The sequence below is a fragment of the Streptosporangium sp. NPDC049248 genome, from assembly GCF_040678965.1.
GTDB classification, from domain to species: Bacteria; Actinomycetota; Actinomycetes; order Streptosporangiales; family Streptosporangiaceae; genus Streptosporangium; species Streptosporangium fukuiense.
Genome location: NZ_JBFAQY010000013.1, coordinates 142,229 through 161,086 on the forward strand (window position 1 = coordinate 142,229; position 18,858 = coordinate 161,086).

At 70.7% G+C, this 18,858-nt stretch carries 15 protein-coding genes; 7 read left to right on the forward strand and 8 right to left on the reverse strand.

Features of this window, described 5'->3' with window-relative positions; all coding sequences use genetic code 11:
• The first annotated feature begins 36 nt into the window (after positions 1-36).
• The 5 genes from AB0K21_RS24005 (at position 37) to cutA (ending at position 5,780) form a co-directional block, all read left to right on the forward strand.
• Positions 37-258: an RNA-binding S4 domain-containing protein gene (locus AB0K21_RS24005; protein WP_343967406.1), complete on the forward strand. Its 222-nt coding sequence runs from the start codon at positions 37-39 to the stop codon at positions 256-258.
• Positions 259-574: 316 nt separating this feature from the next.
• Positions 575-1,957, forward strand: coding sequence for a solute carrier family 23 protein (locus AB0K21_RS24010; protein WP_343967404.1), 1,383 nt, complete (start codon positions 575-577; stop codon positions 1,955-1,957).
• Positions 1,954-2,823 (forward strand): xanthine dehydrogenase family protein subunit M, encoded by an 870-nt coding sequence (locus tag AB0K21_RS24015; RefSeq protein WP_343967402.1) that lies wholly within the window; start codon positions 1,954-1,956, stop codon positions 2,821-2,823. The genes AB0K21_RS24010 and AB0K21_RS24015 overlap by 4 nt, the downstream gene beginning before the upstream one ends.
• On the forward strand, positions 2,816-3,292 hold the full coding sequence (locus AB0K21_RS24020) for a (2Fe-2S)-binding protein (protein WP_343967400.1): 477 nt from the start codon (positions 2,816-2,818) through the stop codon (positions 3,290-3,292). The genes AB0K21_RS24015 and AB0K21_RS24020 overlap by 8 nt, the downstream gene beginning before the upstream one ends.
• A 79-nt stretch (positions 3,293-3,371) precedes the next feature.
• Entirely contained in the window at positions 3,372-5,780 is a 2,409-nt protein-coding gene (gene cutA / locus AB0K21_RS24025) for an aerobic carbon-monoxide dehydrogenase large subunit (protein WP_343967398.1), read from the forward strand.
• Between the two features lie 157 nt (positions 5,781-5,937).
• Here the strand turns inward: cutA and AB0K21_RS24030 are convergent, their stop codons facing one another.
• The 5 genes from AB0K21_RS24030 to AB0K21_RS24050 form a co-directional block, all read right to left on the reverse strand.
• Positions 5,938-6,360, reverse strand: coding sequence for a hypothetical protein (locus AB0K21_RS24030; RefSeq protein WP_343967396.1), 423 nt, complete (start codon positions 6,358-6,360; stop codon positions 5,938-5,940).
• A gap of 169 nt (positions 6,361-6,529) precedes the next feature.
• Positions 6,530-7,606 (reverse strand): sigma-70 family RNA polymerase sigma factor, encoded by a 1,077-nt coding sequence (locus AB0K21_RS24035; RefSeq protein ID WP_343967393.1) that lies wholly within the window; start codon positions 7,604-7,606, stop codon positions 6,530-6,532.
• A gap of 196 nt (positions 7,607-7,802) precedes the next feature.
• A complete protein-coding gene (locus AB0K21_RS24040) occupies positions 7,803-9,935 on the reverse strand; it encodes a protein kinase (RefSeq protein WP_364153290.1) in 2,133 nt (710 codons plus the stop codon).
• A gap of 245 nt (positions 9,936-10,180) precedes the next feature.
• Positions 10,181-11,194, reverse strand: coding sequence for a BtrH N-terminal domain-containing protein (locus tag AB0K21_RS24045; protein WP_343967389.1), 1,014 nt, complete (start codon positions 11,192-11,194; stop codon positions 10,181-10,183).
• Between the two features lie 242 nt (positions 11,195-11,436).
• Positions 11,437-11,982 (reverse strand): MarR family winged helix-turn-helix transcriptional regulator, encoded by a 546-nt coding sequence (locus AB0K21_RS24050; protein WP_343967387.1) that lies wholly within the window; start codon positions 11,980-11,982, stop codon positions 11,437-11,439.
• 120 nt (positions 11,983-12,102) lie between these two features.
• Here AB0K21_RS24050 and AB0K21_RS24055 point away from each other — a divergent pair, with 120 nt between their 5' ends.
• Complete coding sequence (locus tag AB0K21_RS24055; protein ID WP_364153295.1) at positions 12,103-13,665, forward strand: LLM class flavin-dependent oxidoreductase; 1,563 nt, start codon at positions 12,103-12,105, stop codon at positions 13,663-13,665.
• Positions 13,666-13,749: 84 nt separating this feature from the next.
• On the opposite strand, the gene cydB is transcribed toward AB0K21_RS24055, so the two are convergent.
• The 3 genes from cydB to AB0K21_RS24070 form a co-directional block, all read right to left on the reverse strand.
• The gene (gene cydB, locus AB0K21_RS24060; RefSeq protein ID WP_364153298.1) at positions 13,750-14,691 is read right to left on the reverse strand and encodes a cytochrome d ubiquinol oxidase subunit II; all 942 of its coding nucleotides are present in this window, start codon (positions 14,689-14,691) and stop codon (positions 13,750-13,752) included.
• 11 nt (positions 14,692-14,702) lie between these two features.
• Positions 14,703-16,127: a cytochrome ubiquinol oxidase subunit I gene (locus AB0K21_RS24065; RefSeq protein WP_343967381.1), complete on the reverse strand. Its 1,425-nt coding sequence runs from the start codon at positions 16,125-16,127 to the stop codon at positions 14,703-14,705.
• Positions 16,128-16,601: 474 nt separating this feature from the next.
• Positions 16,602-17,504, reverse strand: coding sequence for a polysaccharide deacetylase family protein (locus AB0K21_RS24070; protein ID WP_343967378.1), 903 nt, complete (start codon positions 17,502-17,504; stop codon positions 16,602-16,604).
• Between the two features lie 373 nt (positions 17,505-17,877).
• Here AB0K21_RS24070 and AB0K21_RS24075 point away from each other — a divergent pair, with 373 nt between their 5' ends.
• Entirely contained in the window at positions 17,878-18,834 is a 957-nt protein-coding gene (locus AB0K21_RS24075; RefSeq protein WP_364153374.1) for an acyl-CoA desaturase, read from the forward strand.
• Positions 18,835-18,858 lie beyond the last annotated feature (24 nt).

Sequence of the window (18,858 nt, forward strand, 5' to 3'; positions counted from 1 at the left end):
GCGCCCTGGGAGCGCGCGGGACCTAAGCTGTTCGGCGTGAACGAGACCTTCGAGCTGGAGACCGACTACATCCCGCTCTGTGACCTGCTCAAGTACTGCGGTGTCACCGAGACGGGCGGCCAGGCCAAGCACTTCATCGCCGACGGCAACGTGCTGGTGGACGGGGAGGTCGAACTGCGCAAGACCTGCAAGATCCGCAACGGCCAGGTGGTGACCGGCGACGGCTTCGAGATTCGGGTGGTCGCCGCCGGAGCCTGATCCCGGCAGCGGCCTCGCCCGGCTCCGCGACACTCCGTCCGCCTGCCTGCGGCCGTCCTTCCGGGCTGCGAAGGGCCGCCCGCGCTGCCGGTTATGTCACATACCTATATCTTTCGCCGTCTCCCGTGCCCTTCACCGGGCGTTCTCGCTGGTGGTGCGCGAGGCATTCACCGGTCGGCCGTTTAGATTTGGCAGATCATGACGATGTCCGCGCATGGACTCGGTCCTAATGTGCCCGCAACGGTAGTAAGGGACTCGCCGGAGGGATGCCCGCGGGGTGGCCACCGACCGACGGCCCGGTGAAAGGTGGGGCTCGATGGTTGCAGGTTGGACGAAACACGGCGACGGCCGGACACTCGCCCCGGGAGAGGTGGTCAGACCCGACGAGCGGCTGTCCTGGCCGCGGATGCTCGGGTTCGGGGCGCAGCACGTCGTGGCGATGTTCGGCGCCACGTTCGTCTTCCCCCTGCTGATGGGACTCGATCCCAATGTCGCCATCATGTTCTCCGGCGTCGGAACGATCATGTTCCTGCTCATCGTGAAGGGAAAGGTCCCCAGCTACCTCGGGACCAGCGCCTCGTTCGTGGGCGGCGTGCTCGCCATCCGGGCACTCGTGGGCGGTGACGACACACCCGCCGCCGACGCCATCGTCACCGGCGCCATCCTCGTCGCCGGACTGGTACTCGCGCTCGTAGGCGTGGCCGTCCACTTCCTCGGCGTGCAGGTCATCAACCGGGTCTTCCCGCCGGTCGTCACCGGCGCCGTCGTCATGCTGATCGGCTTCGGCCTGGCGCCCGTCGTCGCCGACGTCTACTGGCCGCAGGACCAGTGGATGGCGCTGATCACGATGATCGTCACCTTCGTCGCCATCGTGCTCTTCAAGGGCTTCATCGGCAGGATCGGCATCCTGCTCGGCCTGATCATCGGCTTCGTCCTCTCCTGGGCGGCCGACAAGGTATTCGGCAACATCACCGCCTTCAACGCGGTCACCGGCGCGGTCGACACGCACCCCAGGGTGAGCTTCAAAGACGTGGCGGCGGCCGACTGGATCGGCCTGCCGAGCATGCACTTCCCCGACTTCAAGTTCTCCGCCGTGCTGCTGGTGCTGCCCGCCGTGATCGCGCTGGTCGCCGAGAACGTCGGCCACGTCAAGGCCGTCGGCGAGATGACCAGGACCGACGTCGACCCGTACATGGGCCGGGCGGTCATCGCAGACGGCGCCGCCACGGTCGTGGCCAGCACCTTCGGCGGCTCCCCGACCACCACCTACGCCGAGAACATCGGCGTGATGGCCGCCACCCGCGTCTACTCCACGGCCGCCTACTACATCGCCGCCGTCATCGCGATCCTGTTCGGCCTCTGCCCGAAGTTCGGCGCGCTGGTCGCGGCCACGCCGGGCGGTGTGCTCGGCGGCATCACCGTCATCCTGTACGGCATGATCGGCCTGCTCGGCGCGAAGATCTGGATCGAGAACCGGGTCGACTTCGCGGACCCCGTCAACCTCGTCCCGATCGGGGCGGGAATCATCCTCGCGATCGGCCCGGTCAAGCATATGATCAGCTCGGACTTCACGCTGGAGGGCATCGCCCTCGGCACCATCGTGGTGGTGGTGGGTTACCACCTGCTCCGGGTCATCTCCGGACGGGGCGGCGCCGGTCCGGCAGAGGTGTCCGAGCCGCAACGAGAGGTCACCGGGTGAAACCACCCCCCTTCGAATACCACGCCCCCCGTTCCCTCGGCGAGGCGCTCGACGCCCTCGCCGGGGCCGGGGAGCACGGCAAGGTGCTCGCCGGGGGGCAGAGCCTGATCCCGCTGCTGAACATGCGGCTGGTCGCCCCCGCGCACCTGGTAGACATCAACCGGCTGGCCGAACTGGCGACCGTCGATGTCGAGCCGGGCGGTGTCAGGGTCGGCGCCCTGGCCAGGCACGCCCAGGTGGAACGCTCCGAGGAGGTCGCCGCGGCGCAGCCGCTGCTGCGCCAGGCGCTCCGGCTGGTGGCCCACCCGGTGATCCGCAACCGGGGCACCGTGGTCGGCAGCCTGGCCCACGCCGACCCCGCCGCCGAACTGCCGGCCGTCCTCGCCCTGCTCAAGGGATCGGTACGGCTGGCCCGGCCGGACGCCGTCAGGGACGTGGCGGCCGAGGACTTCTTCACCGGCCCCCTGGAGTCGGCGATGAATCCGGGGGAACTGGCCGTCTCCGCGTTCTTCCCCGCCCCGCCCCCGCGCTCGGGCACCGCGTTCCGTGAGGTCGCCCGGCGGCACGGCGACTACGCCCTGGCCGGGATCGCGGCACTGGTCGCACTGGACGACGATCTGAGGATCACCTCGGCCACGGTGGCCTGCGTGAGCCTCGGCCCCGTCCCGGTGCTCGTCGACGTCACCGCGGCCGTCGGCCACCGGCCGCCGGACTCGGCGGACTGGGCCTCGGCGGCCCGCGCCGTGCAGGACCGGATCGAGCCGGAGGCAGACATCCACGCGACCGCCGCCTACCGGCGGCATCTCGCCGGAGTGCTCACCGAGCAGGCACTCCGTGACGCCGCCAGGGAGGCCGTAGGTGCATGAGATCACGCTGACCGTCAACGGGGTGGTCAGGCAGGCCTCGGTCCCGGCGCGGCGGCTGCTGTCCGACTGCCTGCGGCACGACCTCGGCCTGACCGGCACGCACGTCGGATGCGAGCACGGGGTCTGCGGATGCTGCACGGTGCTGCTGGACGGCGAGCCGGTCCGCTCCTGCCTGACGTTCGCGGTCACCGTGGACGGGCGCGACATCACCACGGTGGAGGGGCTCGCCGACCGGGACGGCACGCTCTCGCCGGTGCAGCGGGCCTTCGCCGAGTGCCACGGCCTGCAGTGCGGCTTCTGCACGCCTGGCTTCCTGTGCACGGTGACCGCGCTGCTGCGGGACAATCCGGCGCCGAGCGACGAGGAGGTACTGGAGGGCATCTCCGGCAACCTGTGCCGGTGCACGGGCTACCAGAACATCGTCAAGTCCGTCCACCGCGCGGCCGAGATCATGGCGGAGGAACCTTGAGCGGGCGCGGGAGATTCCCGGGCGGTCCCGGAGGATCCGCGGGCGGGCGAGGCAGGAGACACGTCCCGGTGAGGCGATCATGACCACGAAACTGTTCGGCGAGCCGGTCCAACGGCGCGAGGACCCCCGGTTGCTGACCGGGCGCGGCCTCTACCTCGACGACCTGGCGCCGGGGGCGCTGCAGGCGGCGTTCGTCCGCTCCCCGCACGCCCACGCCCGGATCCGCGACATCGACGTCTCGGCCGCCATCGAGGTCGACGGGCTGGTGGCGATCTACACCTGGGAGGACCTGCCGGGCGCGCTCGCCGAGCCGCTGCCGCTGCTCATCCCGCATCCGGCGCTGACCCACGGCCGCACCGCGTACCCGCTGGCCCGCGAGATCGTCAGGCACGTCGGCGAGCCCGTGGTGATGGTCGTCGCCCGCGACCGCTACCTCGCCGAGGACGCCTGCGCGCTCATCGAGGTCGACTACGAGATCCTCAAGCCGGTGGTCGGGGTGGAGGAGGCCGCGCAGTCCGCCCAGCTCGTGCACGCCGACGTGCCGGGCAACGTCGGCGCGCACCTGGTCCAGGAGGTGCCCTCGGCCGCCGGGCTCGGCGCGCGCGAGGCCATCGACGCCGCGCCGCACACGCTGGCCTTCCGGCTCGACATCGAGCGCAGCGCGTCCATGCCGCTGGAGGGGCGCGGCGTGCACGCCCGCTGGGACGCCGACGACCGCTCGCTGCGCGTCCACTCCAGCACCCAGACCTCCACCAGCGTCCGGATGGCCATCGCGGCCAAGCTCGGCCTGCCGCTGCCGAAGGTCGAGGTGGTCGCCCCGGATGTGGGCGGCGGTTTCGGGGTGAAGATCGTGCACCCGTGGCCGGAGGAGATCCTGGTCCCGTGGGCGGCGATCACGCTCGGCCAGGAGGTCAAGTGGACCGAGGACCGGCGCGAGCACTTCGTCTCCTCCGCGCACGAGCGCGCCCAGGTGCAGTCGGTCCGGGTCGGTTTCGACGACGAGGGCAGGATTCTGGGCCTGGACGTCGAGATCCTGCACGACCACGGCGCCTACACGCCGTACGGGATCATCGTGCCGATCATCACCTCCACCCAGCTTCTCGGCCCGTACCGGATCGGCGCCTACCGGGTCGAGTTCTCCTCGATCTACACCAACACCGTGCAGGTCACCCCGTACCGGGGGGCGGGCCGCCCGCAGGCGGTCTTCTGCATGGAGCGGACCATGGACCACATCGCCGAGCACCTGGGGGCCGACCGCGCCGCGGTGCGCGCGGCCAACTTCATCCAGCCCGACGAGTTCCCCTACGACCAGGGGCTGATCTTCCAGGACGGCCGGCCGCTGATCTACGACAGCGGTGACTACCCCGAGTCGCTGCGGCTGCTCAAGGAGCTGATCGGCTGGGACGACTTCCCCGGGCTGAAGGCCCGCGCCGCCGCCGAGGGACGCGCGATCGGGATCGGGATCGGCTGCTACGTCGAGGGCACCGGCGTCGGCCCATACGAGGGCGGGCACGTCCAGGTCACCTCCGACGGCCGGGTGCACGTCTCCACCGGGCTCACCTCCCAGGGCCAGGGCCACGAGACGGTGTTCGCCCAGATCGCCGCGGCCGAGCTGGGCGTACCGCTGGAACGGGTCTCGGTGGTCACCGGCGACACCCGCAGGTTCGGCTACGCGGTCGGCACCTTCGCCTCGCGGGCCGCGGTGATGAGCGGCAACGCGATCGCCCTGGCCTGCAGGAAGGTCAGGGAGAAGGCGCTGCGGATCGCCGCCGAGGCGCTGGAGGCCGACCCCCGCGACCTGGAGATCGTCGACGGGGAGGTGCGGGTGGTCGGCGCCCCCGGCAGCGCGATCCCGCTGGCGACGGTGGCGGTGCTGTCCAACCCGCTGCGCTACGCCTTCGACGCCGAGGCGGCCAGGGCGACCCAGTTCGCGGGCGCCTCGTCCTTCGACCGGCCGCCGGTGGCCGAGGGGGAGGAGCCGGGCCTTGAGGGGCGCGACTACTATTCGCCGATCCGCTCGACCTTCGCCTCCGGCATGCACGCGGCGATCGTGGAGACCGACCCGCTGACCGCCGAGATCCGCATCCTGCGCTACGCGGTCGTGCACGACTGCGGCAACCTGATCAATCCGATGATCGTCGAGGGGCAGATCCACGGCGGGGTCGCCCAGGGCGTCGGCGGCGCGCTGTACGAGAAGATGGTCTACGACGGCCACGGCCAGCTGCTGAACGCCTCGTTCATGGACTTCCTGATGCCGTACGCCACCGAGGTGCCCCTCGTCGAGACCGCTCACCTGGAGACCCCGTCACCGCTCAACCCCCTGGGCATCAAGGGGGCGGGGGAGGCGGGGGTCATCCCGGTCTCGGCGGTGATCGCCTCGGCGATCGAGGACGCGGAGGGGATCAGGATCGACAAGATGCCGATCTCGCCCTCGGAGCTGTTCGACCTGCGCCGCGCGGCCCCCGGGCGGTCCACAGCCGGAACCTGACCTTTCGGGTGATCGGCCCCCGCAGGGCCGCGCGACGAGCGCGTCGTCGCCTTCGCCCTGCCCACCCTCTCCGGCAACCGCCTGATCTTCCCGCCCCGCCCCTCCCCGACCTCCGACGCCGGTCCCCGACGTGAAGGACAGCGGGGCGCGGCTGCGGTCAGTGGACGCGGGTCTGTTCGGCGTGGTAGCCGCCGCCGGGCCAGACCCAGTCCCCGGACAGGGTGTCGCCGTCGGGGCTGAACCGGGCGCGGTAGTAGGCGGGTGAGCCTTTCCCGCCGCTCCAGATGGTGAGCGTGTCGCCGTTGAGCTCGTAGACGTAGTCGAGGGTCTCGCCCTGGCTGCCGTAGAACCGGGAGGTGATGTCCTCGCTGGGTTCCTCGGCGCCGAACGGCCTTTCCCGGCCGATGATCTCGATGCCGGTGATGTGCTGGCCGGCCTGCCGAAGGTCGACCTCCTGCTTGAGGAAGTGACGGCCTGCCAGCCAGGAGTAGGTGACCTGGCCGGTGGCCTCGCCGCTCACCTTCCAGGTGCCGACGAGCCGGTCGAGTTCGGCCAGCGCGGTGTCCTGCCTGTTCGACATGGGGTCCTCTCTCGTACGCTTCGATGCTGCTGCCGGGTTTAGCTGTATGACGGCACAGCGCCGGAAAAGGAATCGGTGCCCGGCTCAGCCGTGCAGGAATTCCACGCGGCCGCGTCGTAGCCGCGGACCTCACCGGCCAGGGGCACCTCGCGCCGCTGGAATCCCACGTTCACGGCAGGACCAGGGGCAGGCCGAACGCGGCGAAGTGGCGTGGTGCGAACGACGTGATCGCGGTGATCCGGCCGCCGTCGATCCGCAGCACATCCAGCACCTGGCCGCGGAACCGCCCGGTCAGGTCCTTGGTCTCGGGTGCGCGGGAGTGTTCGGCATAGTGCGCGACCGCGGGTTGGAGATTCGCGCCGGTGACCACGCAGTGCCAGCGCCCGTGATACCACTCCGAGCCGGAGTCGAAGACCTGTCCGGTGAGGGTCAGCAGCGCGTCCCGCCCGACCAGCCACGCCGGGTGTGGCGGCATCGTCATCCGTACGTCCTCGGCGAGCAACCCGGTGAGCATGTCCAGGTCGGCCTGCTGATGCGCCTGGACGTAACGTCGCAACAGCGCGCGCTCGTCCGTACTCGGCTCGGCCGAAGGCGCCCAGTCCTCGCGCCGCTGGGGCAGGTGCTGTCTCAGCGTCGCTCGCGCCCGCTGCAACGTGCTCTTCACCGACGCCACGCTGGTGTCCAGCAGCGCGGCCGTCTCGGTGGCGGGCCAGCCCAGCACATCCCTGGTGATCAACACGGCTCGCTGCCGGGCGGGGAGATGCTGGATCGCCACCAGGAAGGCGAGCTCGATCGTCTCCCGCGCGACCGCCACCGCCTCCGGTCCTTCGGCCCCGTCGACGGCCGGCTCCAGCAGCCGATCCGGGACCGGCTGCAACCACGACACATCAGCGGGCGGCTGCACCGGCGTACCTGACTCCACCAGCGGTGGAACCCGGTACGGCGCGGCCCGCCGCTTGTTCCGGTCGATCAGGTCCAGGCACGCGTTCGTCGCGATCCTGTACAGCCAGGCCCGGAACGTCGACCGCCCCTCATAGGTCTCCCGGCGGCGCCATGCCCGCAGGAACGTCTCCTGAACGATGTCCTCCGCGTCGTCGTAGGAGCCCAGCATCCGATAGCAGTGCACTCGCAACTCCCACCGCAAAGGCTCGACGAGCGCTCCGAACGCCCCCTTGTCGCCGGCCGACGCGGCGCCCACCATGGCCGCGTCCTCCGCCGAACCGCCACCATCTTGCTCCTCGACCACGACTACCGCCCCCTGCGCCAACACATGTTGACGACGATAGGACGACCACCACCACCACCGGAAGGAATCGGATCGCCTGCGGCCCTCGGGATCCTGTCCTCCGGCCGCTCCACGAGACTGCCGCCCACACCACAACCGGCACCGGGATCGTCGAGGACCGGATCCACGATGGGTGAGCTCTCAGCGTCGTCCCCTCTCAGGCGGTACGCAGGCCGCCGACGTCGTACAGCAGCACGTCGTTACCGGTGGCCACCGCCAGGACGGACCCGTTGGCGCTGAAGGTCACGGTGTGGACCTGGCCGGTCTCCAGGGGTTGCCGGAGCCGCCGCCGGGTGGCGACGTCCCACAGCAGGACGCCGTCCCGGTCGGTTCCGGCGGCGAGAACGGTCCCGTCGGGGCTGCACGCCATGCTGTTGATCGTCGAACCGGCCCCCTTGAACGTCGTTCCCTTCGGTTTGCGGGATGCCACGTCCCAGACCCGCACCACCTTGTCGTACCCCGCGCTCGCCAGGGTCTCGCCGTCGAGGAACACGACGGCGTTGACATCGTCCCTGTGCCCGGTCAACGGTCCGCCGGCCGCTCTGGAGCCGGAGGTGCGCCACAGCCGTACGGTGTCGTCCCACCCGGCGGTGGCCAGCAGGCGCCCGTCGGGGCTGAACGCCGCGTTCCTGACCAGTTCGGTGTGGCGCATGGAGGCGCCCGACTGCTTGCGGTCGGAGGTTCGCCAGAGCCGGACCCACTCGTACCCGCTGCCGGTGACGAACTGCTCGCCGTCCGGGCTGAACCCCACGAAGACGGAGCCGATCACGGACTTCGACACGCGACGCCTGGACGCGACGTCCCACACGTGCGTCTCGGCGTCGGTCACCCCGCCGACACTGATCAGGGTCCGGCCGTCCGGGCTCAGCGCCACGCCCTCGACGTAGGACGTGCGGTCGTCGAGTTCCGCGACCATCTTCCCGGTGGGGACCTCCCACAGGCGGACCTTGCCGTCCCAGCACCCGGCGGCCACCAGGCGGCCGTCGGCGGAGACCGCGAGGCCCTGCACCGTGTTGCCGTTCTCGAGCACCAGCGGCCTGTCCGGGCCGGGCGGGATCAGCCCGGACGGGCTCGGGGAGGCCGTCGGCCCGTTCGTGGGCGAGGTCGTCGGGGTGGCCGAGGACGACGGTGGGACGATCGCGGCCTTCGGGCTCGCCCCGGGCGAAGTCGTGGTCGAACCGGCCGCCGCCCTCAGGTAGCGGGGAACCAGCACCGCGGCCCCCGCCGCCGCGCAGGTGGCCAGCGCGGCTCCTCCGCCGATCAGGAAGCTCCGGCGGGGCAGCCCACGGGAGGGGGACGCCGTCGGCCCGCCGGAGGGGCCGGTGGGGAGTGTCGTCCGAGGCGGGCCGCCGGCCGGCGGTGCCGAGCCGGGTCGCTCCCGGGTGAGCGGCAGGTCCGGAGAGGGGGCCGGGGTCGGTGGAGACGGCTGCGCCATCCGCCTCATGGCCGTCGTCAGCAGGTCACCGGTGGGGGCCGCCGCCCCGTCGCCGGTGATGAGACCAAGCAGGACCTCCTCGGCCGTGGGTCGGTGCTCGGCCGCCTTGGCCAGGCACCGGCCGGAGATCTGCCGCAGGCCGTCCGGCAGGCCGGTGAGGTCGCACTCCTGGTGGAGGATCCGGTACACCAGGGCCGCGAGGGCGACATCATGGCCGAACGGGGTCCTGCCCGTCCCGGCGAACAGGATGGTGCCGGCCCAGCTGAACATGTCGGAGGGCGGGCCCACCGAATCCCCGGAGAGCTGCTCGGGCGACATGTACGGCGGGGTGCCGATCAGGCTGACGGACGTGGTGGCCAGGTTCGTGCTGCGCGCGATGCCGAAGTCGACCACCCGTGGCCCGTCCGGACCGAGCAGCACGTTGGCGGGTTTGAAATCGCGGTGGACGATCCCCGCGTGGTGGATCGCCGCCAGCGCGGTGGCCGTACCGACCGCGAGCCGTGCCAGGTCATGCGGGTCGAGCGGCCCGCGTGAGCCGACCCGCTGCTCCAGCGACTCCCCTTCGATGAACTCGCTCACCACGTACGGCTGATCGTCGGCCGTACCGACGTCCAGGATGCGTGCCGTGCAGAAGTGGGGCACCTGGCGGGCCGCTTCCACCTCGCGGAGGAACCGTTTGTGGGTCTTCGGGTCACCGGCGACGTGGCCGTGCAGGACCTTGACGGCGACCCGTGTCCCCGAAGGGGACTCACCGAGGTACACGGATCCCTGGCCGCCCTTCCCCAGGCATCCGAGCAGCCGGTACTTCCCCAGCCGGGCCGGTTCGCCGGGGCGCAACGGGCGCGGTTCCGACACGTGTGCCTCCCGGCGTCTTGTGATCTTGAGATCGGCGCGGCGCGGCGGATGGCGACCGCGGGGCTGCCCGACTCGATCATGCCCCAGGATAGGCACTTTCGGCGTGGATTCCGTCCCTGCGTCCCTCCGGCCCGGGAGCGACGCCGGGTAGGGCGGACCAGGTGGGCCCGACGGTCGTCCCGGCATGTGCGATCGGACCATCGAGGCCGATATGGCCCCCTTCCCGAATTGGTTTTCGAAGGCTGTCAGGGCTGGATCGCGCCTGGGCTCTCACTCCCCAGGCGGCTCAGTGCCTGCATGGCCTCGCGCTCTATACGTGAGAGATCGCAGAGGACGGTGCCCGCCTGTACGAGATACCGCGCGTCGTCTGATTCACCGGCTTCTGCGATCAGTGCTGCGGCTTCCGTCCACAGGGTGGCCGCCTCGGTGTACAGCGTGTGACCGGTGCGCAGGTGACCGCTGTCGAGCAGTTGGATGCATTCGGCGAGGAAGTCGCGGTAGAGATTACGGAACAGGGCGCCGCCGGTGCCGGCCTTCTCCATCAGGAGGGCGGCCTGCGGCAGGTCCCGCCTCGGGTTGTCGGTGCGTTGGTGCCAGGTGCGTACCAGCCTCCCGGCCTTCTCGATGCCACGGTGACCCAGGTTGGCGATGGGCGGGTTGAGGAAGGCGTCGGCGCAGGCGGTGATGGCGGGGATGATCTGACCCTGTGGGGAGGGCGGGTTCCTCGGAGCGGTGAGGGTGAAGGACCGGTGCCTGGCGGTCATCGGGCCGCGCGCGGCCCTGGCCTGGGCGAGGCTGGTCAGGCTGGTGGATACCGCTCCGCCTTGCTGGTCGGTGTCCACCAGGTAGGCGTCGTGGTCGTCGTAGCCGTACATGGCGACGACATGACCGCCGAAGTGCACCTTCGACCCGAAGTAGTCCAGGTGGTAGCTGTCGAGCTGCAGTCCGACGGGGTGGCCGGCGTCGATCGGGGCCACCACGTTCTGCCATGCCCTGCGGGGGGAGGTGGTCTCCTGGACCAGGAGTTCCAGCCCGAGTCCGGCGGCCAGGTTTCTGGTGAGCTCGAAAGGCTTGACCCGTCCCCCGAGGAAGGGGAAGCCCATGCTCTTGCTGTCCCAGTAGACGAAGGACAGGCCGGAGCCGAGGCCGAAGAGCATGGGCTCGGACAGATCGAGTCCTTCGTGCCGCAGCAGCGCTCCCAGAGCTGTCGTTTCGCAGTGCCGCATACCGCGGGTATCCATGTCTGTGACCGTGGTCATGCCATGCTCTCCTGGACGGGGATGACCGGCCGGGCGGGCGAAGCGCCCGATGCTGAGAAGTTCGTCTTGCACGCCATCATGCTGGACTCTCCCACGGTGGGAGAGTCCAATCCTCTTCGCCGCCCTCATAGGCCGGGTCACGCAGCGGGCGAAGTCCCCGGCCGGGCCCGCCGGCGGTCCAGGAAGTCGGTGTGCCGACCCTCGGGCAGCACGCAGGCGAACACCGGGCGGTCGGCGGGCGGTCAGCGGCGGGCGGAGCGGCGTGGTTTGGGAGGGGCGGCGTCGGGGGCCAGTTCGGTGACGAGCCGGCAGGTGTCGTGCACCGGGTCCAGGCTGTCGGCCTGGACGGCAAGCCTCCTGAGCAGCTCGCGGAAGACCGAGCGGTCCGCCTCCTCCAGCGGGGCCAGGACGTGGTCCTCGGCGTGTTCGAGCCGGGTCTGCGCGTCGGCCCAGGTCGCCCTGCCGTGCTCGGTGGCGACGACGCGCTTGTTACGCCGGTCGGCGGGGTCCGGGCGGCGTTCGACCAGGCCGGCCTGCTCCAGGTCGTCCAGCAGGTAGGTCATGACCGTCTTGTCGATGCCCAGGCGTTGCGCCAGCGCTCCCTGGCCGCCGGGGAGTTCCTGGGCGGCCGCGGCGAGCACCTGGTAGCCCCTGGGCCCGCCGGGCAGGTGGCCGAACAGCGCGTCCACCGTCCTGATGTAGGCGCGGAAGACCACCCCGAGGGTCCAGCCCAGGTCGCTGTCCAGGGCGTCCGAGGTCTCCGTGCCGGGACGTTGGGGTGCGGGCATGCCGCCAGATTATCAGTACTAAAGGTGAAAAAGACCTTCTGTTTGACAATCTATCTGCTTTAAATACGATCTGTCATGCCATAAGTGCCGAGCATCTGACATGACATTCCAAGGAGAGACATGGCCGACTACGGGCACGAGCTGCTGTTCGGAACCTTCCTGACGCCGGTCGCCGAGCAGGCTCAGCGGGTCGTCGCGCTCGCCCGGCTCACCGAGCAGGTCGGCCTGGATCTGGTGACCGTGCAGGACCATCCGTACCAGGCGCGGTTCCTCGACACCTGGACGCTGCTGTCGGTCATCGCGGCGAGCACCTCGACGGTGCGGGTGTCGCCGAACGTGGCGAACCTGCCGCTCCGCCCGCCGGCGGTGCTGGCCCGCAGCGTCGCGACCCTGGACATCCTGAGCGGCGGCCGGGTCGAGCTCGGGCTCGGGGCGGGTGCCTTCTGGGAGGCCATCGCCGCCGTCGGCGGCCCCCGGCTGAACGCCGCCCAGGGGGTCGATGCCCTGGCGGAGGGCATCGAGGTCATCCGGGCCGTCTGGGCGACCGGCGGCGGGTCGGTCCGCCTCGACGGCCGGTACCACCGCGTCTGGGGAGCACACCCGGGTCCGGCGCCCGCCCACGACGTCGGCATCTGGCTGGGGGCCTACAAGAGGCGGATGCTCGGCCTGACCGGGCGGCTCGCGGACGGCTGGCTGCCCAGCAGCGCCTACGCCGCCCCGGACGCGCTCCCGGCGATGAACGCCGCCGTCGACGAGGCCGCGACCGGTGCGGGACGCTCACCCGGTGACGTCCGGCGCCTGTACAACATCTCCGGCGCCTTCACCGGCTCGGGACGCGACTTCCTGCGGGGGCCGGCGGAGGTCTGGGCCGAGCAGCTCGCCGAGCTCACCCTCACCCAGGGGATGAGCGCCTACATCCTGGCCAGTGACGACCCCGACGACATCCGGCGTTTCGCCGCCGAGGTCGTTCCCGGCGTCCGCGAACTGGTCGCGGCCGAGCGCGGCGGTTCGGGGCCGTCCGCCGCCGAGGTACGCGGTACGTCGGCGGCCGTCATCCCGCCCGCCCAGGTCAGGGGAGTGGTGCCCGCCCTGGGAGTCACCCCCACCCCGGACGACGGCGTACGGCTCGCCGACGTCCAGGTCTGGGACGAGAGCACCCGCCCGACCGGGCCCGATCCCGACCCGGACCGCGTCTACACCTCTCGGCAGCGAGCGGCCGGACAGCACCTCGTCGACATCCACGATCACCTTCGCAAGGAGCTCACCGAGATCCGCGGGCTCGTCGACCAGGTCACCACCGGTGCCATGGACCCCGGCGCCGCGCGCTCGCACATCAACACGATGACGATGCGCCAGAACAACTGGACCGTCGGCACGTACTGCGAGTCCTACTGCCGCCTCGTCACGACCCATCACACCCTGGAGGACCAGAGCCTCTTCCCGCATCTGCGCCGTTCGGACCCCAGGCTCGCGCCCGTCGTCGACCGCCTCCAGCAGGAGCACCACGCCATCCACGAGGTCCTCGAAGGCGTCGACCGGGCACTGGTCGCCTTCGTCGGCCGGCCGGACGGCCACAGGGAACTGCGGGCGGCCATGGACCTGCTCACCGACACGCTCCTGTCCCACCTGTCGTACGAGGAGAGGGAACTGGTCGAGCCGCTCGCCAGGCTGGGCCTGCACTGAACGCCCCGCGACGGGGCTCTCCCGGCGACCGGCGACCGGTGGTGAAGCGGGAGGCCCGACCCGTGAGAGGCGGGCCGGGGTGTCTCAGGACACCTCGGCGACCAGGCGCTTGCGGAAGACCCAGTACGACCACGCCTGGTAGCCGAGTACGAACGGCAGCGCGATCAGGCCGATCCAGGTGAGCATGCCCAGCGTGTACGGGCCGGAGGCGGCCTCGGCGACGGTGAGGCCGGGGAGCGGGGCGGGCCACAGGGCGCCGAACAGGGCGGCGCCGCCCAGTGCGATGGACGAGGCGGTGGCGGCGAACGCCCAGCCGTCCCGGCCGCGCCAGGTCAGCGCGATCCCCGCGGCCAGAGCCGCCATCGAGGCGAGCGCGCCCGCCCAGAGCCACGGGGTCGCCGACCAGCCGGCGGCCACCGCCTCGGTGACGGGGATGTTCGGCAGTGCCACCACCGCGGTGGGCAGCGCCACCGCGGCGGCGATCATCGCGGCGTGCCGGGCACGGGAGCGCACCGGCCCCGAGGTCTTGAGCGCGACGAACACCGCTCCGTGCAGCACGCACAGCGAGAGGGAGAGCGCCCCGCCGACCAGCGCGGCCACCGCGCTGTTCCGCAGCAGATCGGCGAAGACGGCGCCCCACAGGAACGCGGGCAGCGCGCTGCCGACCAGCACGCCCAGATCGCACCAGACGCGGTCGGAGGCGTGCTGGACCTTGCCGCGCCACTCCAGGCCGACGCCGCGCACGATCAACCCGACGAGGATCAGCGTGATCGGCAGGTAGAACTCGCTGAGCAGCCCGGCGTACCAGGCGGGGAAGGCGGCGAACATGGCGCCGACCGCGGTGATCAGCCAGACCTCGTTGCCGTCCCAGACCGGGCCGATCGTGCCCAGGACCTGCTTGCGCTCGGCCTCGTTCCTGGCCAGTGCCGGTGCCAGCATGCCCACGCCGAAGTCGAAGCCCTCCAGCACGAAGTAGCCGATCCACAGGAACGCGATGAGTACGAACCAGAAGGTGGTGAGTTCCATGATCGTCGCTTTCAGTACATCAGCGTCGGCTGGAGCCGGACGTCCGCGGTCTGGTCGTCGCGAGAGGGCGGGATGAGGGGCACGGCGGGAGCGGCGGGCTGGGGGCCCGCCTTGACGTGGCGGATGATCAGTACGGCCTCGGCCACCGCGAACACGCCGTAGACCAGGGTGAAGACCGCAAGTGAGATGGCCACCTCGGTCAGGCTGACGCCCGGCGAGACGCTCGCGGCCGTGAGCAGCTCACCCTGGACGGTCCACGGCTGGCGGCCGATCTCGGAGAGCAGCCAGCCCGAGATCATCGCGATGGTCGGCAGCGGCAGCGCCAGCAGGGCGGCCCTGGCGAACCAGGTCGGGAGCTCCTGCTGCGGGCGGCCGCCGCCGCGGCGCCTTCGGGTCAGCCAGAGACCGAGAACCGACAGGCCCACCGTGGCCATCCCGAAGACGATCATCACGCGGAAGGACCAGAAGACCACCGGCAGGTTGGGCAGGTAGTCGGCCGGGCCGAACTGCTCGGTGAACCGGGTCTGTATGTCCGCCGTGCCCTGGACGACCGCGTTCGGGTCGTTGGTGGACAGGAAGCTGAGCAGTTTGGGGATCTCCACGCCCGGCACCGGGGAGAACGCCGCGCCGGCCGTGTCGTGGGTGAGCCCCTCGGCGGCGGCCAGCTTCATCGGCTGCTGCTCGTACAGCAGCTTGGCGGACATGTCCCCGCTGACCGCGACCACCGCGCCGGCGATCGCCGTCATGGCCAGCGCGGCTCGGATCGGGGTCCGCCAGATGCTCGGGGTGTTCCGCCGCGCCGTGGCGGCGCGCCGCTCCTTCAGGACCTGGTAGCCGCAGATCGCCAGCACGAAACCGCCTCCGACCACGAAGGCCGCCCCCACCACGTGGGGCACCTGCGCGAGGGCGGCGGAGTTGGTGAGCACCGCCCACAGGTCGGTCATCCGGGCCTTGCCGTCGATCACCTCATAGCCGACAGGGTGCTTCATCCAGGCGTTGGCGGCGAGGATGAAGTAGGCGGACACGGTGGAGCCGATGACCGCGATCCAGATGGTGGCCAGGTGGATGCGTTTGGGGAGCTTGTCCCAGCCGAAGATCCACAGGCCGATGAAGGTGGACTCCAGGAAGAACGCGAGCAGTGCCTCCAGCGCCAGCGGGGCGCCGAAGACGTCGCCGACGAAGATCGAGTACTCGCTCCAGTTCATGCCGAACTGGAACTCCTGCACGATGCCGGTCACCACGCCCATCGCGAAGTTGATCAGGAAGATCTTCCCGAAGAACTTCGTCAGCCGCAGGTAGTGCTCCTTGCCCGTGCGGTGCCACGCGGTCTGCAGGCCGGCCACGAAGACGCCGAGGCCGATGGTCAGGGGCACGAACAGAAAGTGGTACACGGTGGTCACCCCGAACTGCCACCGGGCCAGGTCTAGTGCGTCCATCTTTCCTTCGCGTTCCCCTCGCGGGCTGTTGCTCTACGGCTTGTAGTTCTATCTCTAGTAGTACTACAAGCTGTAGAGCAAAAGGCGGGAGGGGCGCCGCGAGCTGGTGCGATCTTTGTCACATGGTCCGGTGCGAGACCGCACTTCTCAGCCGGACCGAGACCGTCCTTCGGCTCGCGACGCCGGCTCTCCTCCGGCCGTGGGGAATACCTCCACGCATGTCCCGTCACATGGGACGTATCCCCGCTGCCCGCCATCCCCCCGGAGGCGTGACTTCATGGTGGGGCGGGTGGCGCCCCCGGGGCATCCACCTACGGAGTGATTTCGAGGTACGTCGCGCGGGCGACATCGCGAGTCTCGCGCGCCGGATTCACGGCCCTCGCCGTGTGAAACGGGCGCGCCCGTGCCCCCCGGATTCGGTGACGGCCGCGGCGGGACGGCGGCCGGAAAGCCGGTCGAGGTGCCCGGCCGGGGCTAGCGGGTCGCCGCCTTCGAGGTCGCCGCCTTCAGGTACGCGTCGAGGTTGCCGAGTTCGAACCCCCGGCGCCTGATCTTGGCGACCAGGATCTCGAAGTCACGGGCGAGGTTCGGACGGAAGTGCAGCAGCAGCACATCGCCGGGGCGGAGCTTCTTGTCGGGCACCTGGTAGGCGATCTTCCCGCCGGGCTGCACGGTCGCGGTCCAGAGCAGGAGCGCGTCGATGCCACAGGCCTTGGCGGCCCTGCGGGTCAGGGTGTTGTGGTTGCCGAACGGGGGGCGGAACAGGGTGGGTGCGGTGCCGGTGTGCCTGCGGATCAGTGTGGAGGTGCCGCAGATCTCGGCCTTCTGTCCCTCGTAGCCGAGTGCGGGCAGGTTCGGGTGCGTCAGTGTGTGGTTCTCGATCGTCGCCCCCGCGTCACGCAGGTCGCGTACGTACCTCCACTTGCCCGCGCCCAGGAATCTGCCGCCCTGGGCGGTCGGATCGGTCGCGCCCCTGGCCTCCACGGCGTCGCGGGTGACGAAGGCCGCCACGGGGATCCGCTGGTCACGGACCTGTGCCACGAAGCCGGGATCCTGCTCCCAGCCGTCGTCGATGGTCAGGAAGACGACTTTCCGCCTGGTGGGAATGGAGCTGATCACCGGAGGCAGGCCGTCATCGGGGCGGGGGATCACGCCCACCTCGCCGGGCCTGGGCATCGCGCCCGGTGGCCCTGCCGGTGTCCTCGCGGCCCGGCCGTTCCCGCCGGCGGGGGCCTTCCCCGCACCGGAGGAGGCGCCCGGCGCGGGGGCGGCACCCTCGTCGGCCCCGCCGTCCGGGCCTGTGGCGCACCCGGCGCTCACCGCCAGGGCCGTCGCCGCCGCCACCGCTCTTGTCGTCCAGTACGTCCCCGATGCCATGGGCGACCATCCTGCCAGCAGCCGGGAGTCTGATCGATCATGCCTCGCGAGGATGATCCGAGTGGCTATGTTCTTGTACTCCGGTGATCGCGGTATTCGGCGGGGTAGGGTCAGCACTACCACGATTAGGGGTGGAAGCGGGGGTTTGCGATCACGGCAGCCGCGCAATCCTGGGAAAGGCGTGATGTTCGGTTGACGTGGATATGTGGCGTCGCCGGCTGACGTTGTCATGTCGAGTGATCCGGCCCATCTGAGGAGAACCGTGACCAACTCCACCGCGATCGACGACGCGGATCCCCCCATCCCCCCTGAAAGCGCGGAACGGGGCAGTGATTTCGCCCGCCTGTCGCGCCGGATCACCCAGGCGGGGCTGCTGGACCGGCGCCCCGGTCACTACGCCGCACGGCTCGGCCTGGTGGCGGCGTCCTTCGTCGGCGGCTGGGCCGTCTTCTTCGCCGTCGGCGACTCGTGGTACCAGCTGCTGGTCGCCGCCTTCCTCGCGGTGGTGTTCGCGCAGATCGGCCTGGTCGCCCACGACCTGGCACACCGCCAGGTCTTCCGTTCACGCCGCTCCAGTGAGCTCGCCGGGCTGGTGGCGGGAAACCTCGCCATCGGCATGAGCTACGGCTGGTGGATGGACAAGCACACCCGCCACCACGCCAACCCCAACCACGAGGACCACGACCCCGACGTCGCCCCCGACTTCCTGATCTGGTCGCACGAGCAGGCCGCCGAGAGCAGGGGACTGCCCAGGCTCCTGGGCCGCCGGCAGGCGTTCCTGTTCTTCCCGCTGCTCACGCTGGAGGGGTTCAACCTCCACGTGTCCAGTGTCCGGGCCCTGACGCGCCCGACGACCAGGAACCGGGCCGCGGAGGCGTCGCTGCTGGCCGTGCACGCCGCCCTGTACCTGGGGGCGCTGTTCACCGTGCTGTCGCCGGGCAAGGCCGTGGCCTTCCTGCTGCTGCACCAGGCGATCTTCGGCGTCTACCTCGGCTGCACCTTCGCGCCCAACCACAAGGGGATGCCGATGCTCAGGGGCTCCGAGAAGCTCGACTTTCTCCGGCGCCAGGTGCTGACCTCGCGCAACGTGCGCGGCGGCAGGGTCCTCGACACCGTGCTCGGCGGGCTCAACTACCAGATCGAGCACCACCTCTTCCCCAGCATGCCGATGCCCAACCTGCGCCGCGCCCAGCCGATCGTCCAGGCCTACTGCCAGGAGCTGGGCGTCGACTACCTGGAGACCGGGATCGTCAGCTCGTACGCGCAGGCGCTGCGTCACCTGCACGACGTGGGCGCGTCCCTGCGAGCCGGAAACCCCGCGCCCGGCTGACCCGGCCGGTCTCGTGCGCCAGGG

What these genes read in the sequence shown, in the direction of transcription:
- AB0K21_RS24070 (WP_343967378.1), bottom strand. Translation starts at nt 17,504, where the DNA reads ATGGCATCGGGGACGTACTGGACGACAAGAGCGGTGGCGGCGGCGACG.
- AB0K21_RS24050 (WP_343967387.1), bottom strand. Translation starts at nt 11,982, where the DNA reads ATGCCCGCACCCCAACGTCCCGGCACGGAGACCTCGGACGCCCTGGAC.
- AB0K21_RS24055 (WP_364153295.1), top strand. Translation starts at nt 12,103, where the DNA reads ATGGCCGACTACGGGCACGAGCTGCTGTTCGGAACCTTCCTGACGCCG.
- AB0K21_RS24045 (WP_343967389.1), bottom strand. Translation starts at nt 11,194, where the DNA reads ATGACCACGGTCACAGACATGGATACCCGCGGTATGCGGCACTGCGAA.
- cutA (WP_343967398.1), top strand. Translation starts at nt 3,372, where the DNA reads ATGACCACGAAACTGTTCGGCGAGCCGGTCCAACGGCGCGAGGACCCC.
- cydB (WP_364153298.1), bottom strand. Translation starts at nt 14,691, where the DNA reads ATGGAACTCACCACCTTCTGGTTCGTACTCATCGCGTTCCTGTGGATC.
- AB0K21_RS24030 (WP_343967396.1), bottom strand. Translation starts at nt 6,360, where the DNA reads ATGTCGAACAGGCAGGACACCGCGCTGGCCGAACTCGACCGGCTCGTC.
- AB0K21_RS24065 (WP_343967381.1), bottom strand. Translation starts at nt 16,127, where the DNA reads ATGGACGCACTAGACCTGGCCCGGTGGCAGTTCGGGGTGACCACCGTG.
- AB0K21_RS24010 (WP_343967404.1), top strand. Translation starts at nt 575, where the DNA reads ATGGTTGCAGGTTGGACGAAACACGGCGACGGCCGGACACTCGCCCCG.